Source organism: Paraburkholderia bannensis, from assembly GCF_014200455.1.
In the GTDB taxonomy this organism is placed as follows: domain Bacteria; phylum Pseudomonadota; class Gammaproteobacteria; order Burkholderiales; family Burkholderiaceae; genus Paraburkholderia; species Paraburkholderia bannensis_A.
This window is the reverse complement of the sequence record NZ_JACHBW010000059.1, coordinates 1-2,387: the sequence shown is the minus strand read 5'-3', so window position 1 is coordinate 2,387 and position 2,387 is coordinate 1. Positions and strand designations below refer to the sequence as shown.

At 57.4% G+C, this 2,387-nt stretch carries 3 protein-coding genes; 1 reads left to right on the top strand and 2 read right to left on the bottom strand.

Annotated features, from left to right (window positions below):
* Window positions 1-261 precede the first annotated feature (261 nt).
* Window positions 262-1,281, bottom strand: a complete 1,020-nt coding sequence (locus tag F4827_RS34800) for an asparaginase (protein WP_183733979.1) — start codon at window positions 1,279-1,281, stop codon at window positions 262-264.
* A 258-nt stretch (window positions 1,282-1,539) separates the two neighbouring features.
* Between F4827_RS34800 and F4827_RS34795 the strand changes: the two genes are divergently transcribed.
* On the top strand, window positions 1,540-2,049 hold the full coding sequence (locus tag F4827_RS34795; protein ID WP_183733982.1) for a dihydrofolate reductase: 510 nt from the start codon (window positions 1,540-1,542) through the stop codon (window positions 2,047-2,049).
* Window positions 2,050-2,203: 154 nt separating this feature from the next.
* On the opposite strand, the gene F4827_RS35015 is transcribed toward F4827_RS34795, so the two are convergent.
* The coding region (locus F4827_RS35015) for a hypothetical protein (protein ID WP_221303934.1) at window positions 2,204-2,387 on the bottom strand (184 nt) is incomplete at its 5' end.

The following is a 2,387-nucleotide window of genomic DNA, read 5'->3' as shown; positions in this document are numbered from 1 at the left end:
CGCTCTCGGACTTCCGGGGAAAACTTGGTTACCTTCTTGTTCATGGCTCCATTCTCTCAAGAGTTGGAGCCTCCACAAAACCCGGGGCGGTTCAAGCCGCCCACCAAGAGTCCTGCCAGCATTGCGCTATAGATGAACCTCATAGATCGCATCCTTGTTCTTATCGTTGACCAGAAGCAGGTTGTCCGCCGATCGTCGACGATCGACGATTCCGTGTCGAGAGACTGATGCTGGCCGAACTGAGCCCGATGCCAGATCGACTCACCCTGAGGTTCGACTCAGGTGCACCATCGTTTTAAGCTGGCCTACCTCAATTCCGCGGAGATTGCGGAGGCGTGGATTGTCCCAGCGGGCGAGAACTGAGACGTTTCTATCGTCGACGAGCCCGATTTCCCTCAAGACGGCGACCGCGCTTGCGTAAAGCGCTGACAGGTCGCCATCAGCAATCTTGATGGCGATTCCTAAACCAACGCTCTTAACCCCGATCACGTATGTGCCGTCTACGCCCACCTTTCCGACACAATCCCCAGATGTTGCTCGCGCAATCGCCAGGTCACAGCGGCCGGTCCCTGAAACCATCTCCGGGTGTGCTGTCATCGCCGCGAAGATCTCAGTCAATATGGCGTCTTCTTTCGCGCTACCTCCCGATGCGCCAGAAGCCAGTCGGGCCCACATCATCGCAAGGCGAGACAGCGGCATGCCAATGTTAGGTGCGCTGCATCCGTCCGTGCCAAACCAAAGCTCTGACGTTCGCAGTCCAGATAGCCGTTCGATCTCCCGGACGATGTCTTGCTGTAACGGGTGACTGTCCGCGACGTAGTCCGCGTGATCGTGACGGTGCATGCAGCAATACCCTAAGAATCCAGCATGCTTCCCCGAACAGTTGTTGTGTCGTTGGTCAAAGCGACTTCCACCAGGGGGCAAATTGTCTTCACCATACTGAATCGGCAAATGGACCCCGCAGCGTAGATCCCGCTCCAACAATCCAATCTTTGACAGCATCGAGCTAACCGCTGCTACATGGGTATCTTCGCCTGAATGGCTTCCGCACAGCAACGCAACTTCCGAGGTGGAAAATCCAAAATTGGATGGGCCGCGATCCCGCACAAACGGAATCGCTTGAAACGGCTTGATGGTTGAGCGAGAGAATGCGTAGACATCCGGGTCCCCGGCCCAAGCGAGCAACGAGCCTTGGGCATCTGTGATTGCGACCGACCCCCAGTGACTGCGCTCGACGTGACCATTGCGGGTCGCGGTAGCTAACAGAATGTGTTTTGACATTGTGAATTTGTTCGCAATGAGATTGCCGCGTACATGGCATTCGTCCTTAATACCAGCCTTGGGCGCGGGTGCCGCGCAAGGGATTGTCGACGATCTGAACGGCGATGTCGAACGACCGGTTGTGGCCCCGTACTGTCCGACGCGCCCGACGCATGTCGATGCCCACCAACCGCTCGGATTTCTCGACAGCCGCCACTCGCCGCCGACTACTTTTGTAGTCGCTAGAATAGACTCACAACCCGACAGCGAGATGAGCGAATGTTGAACGGCAAGACGATTTCAATGATAGCTGCAATGGCGAAAAACCGAGTGATCGGCGCGGCCAACGACATTCCGTGGCGGGTGCCGGGAGAGCAGCAGCGGTTTCGCCAACTGACCGAAGGGCACTTGGTGGTAATGGGGCGACGGACATACGAGTCGATAGGCCGACCGCTACCAAACCGGGACATCTTGGTGATTGGTAGAAAGTCTATCGCCGCCGAACGAGTGTCGACTTGCACCACGCTGCAGGGTGCGTTTGAAGTCATCGCAAACGATTCGCGGGAAGAGGTTTTTATCGCAGGCGGTGCACAGATTTATCGTCTGTTTTTGCCGTATGCAGATACGGTGTATCTCACAGAACTCGATTTGGAGCCGACAGGCGATACAACGTTTCCGGATTTGCCAGCGGACTTCCATTGTGCAGAAAGGGTCGACGTTAGCGGTCCGACCAGCTACACCTTCTTTACCTACCGTCGTGCCGCCGATCACAGCGACAAGTTGCCTTGATGGTTCGGCCAGCCCGTGTTGCCGGTCGATTGTTGACGATGTAGGAGGTGGCGCCGAGTGTCCCTTCCTGGCCGCATCGAGGCAGTGCCCTCTGTGATTTGCTCGCCGCAAACCGGCCATTGAGCGAGGCCGGACGAGACCTCGCTCAGCCAAACTAGTCGACGGGCTCGACCGGCCGTTCATGGCCGGGGCCTGCCCGATGCAAATCGTACATTTGCCGGATGTGGCGTCCAACGGGAATATGCGAGCGGTCATACCGGCAGGCCACCGCAGTGCCGCACGCGGACACCGATGATCGCAAACAGAAGACGTTTGCTGGCGCAGCGCGCGCGGCTTCA

Coding starts and splice junctions, on each gene's coding strand:
- F4827_RS34800 (WP_183733979.1), bottom strand. CDS start 1,281: ATGTCAAAACACATTCTGTTAGCTACCGCGACCCGCAATGGTCACGTC.
- F4827_RS34795 (WP_183733982.1), top strand. CDS start 1,540: ATGTTGAACGGCAAGACGATTTCAATGATAGCTGCAATGGCGAAAAAC.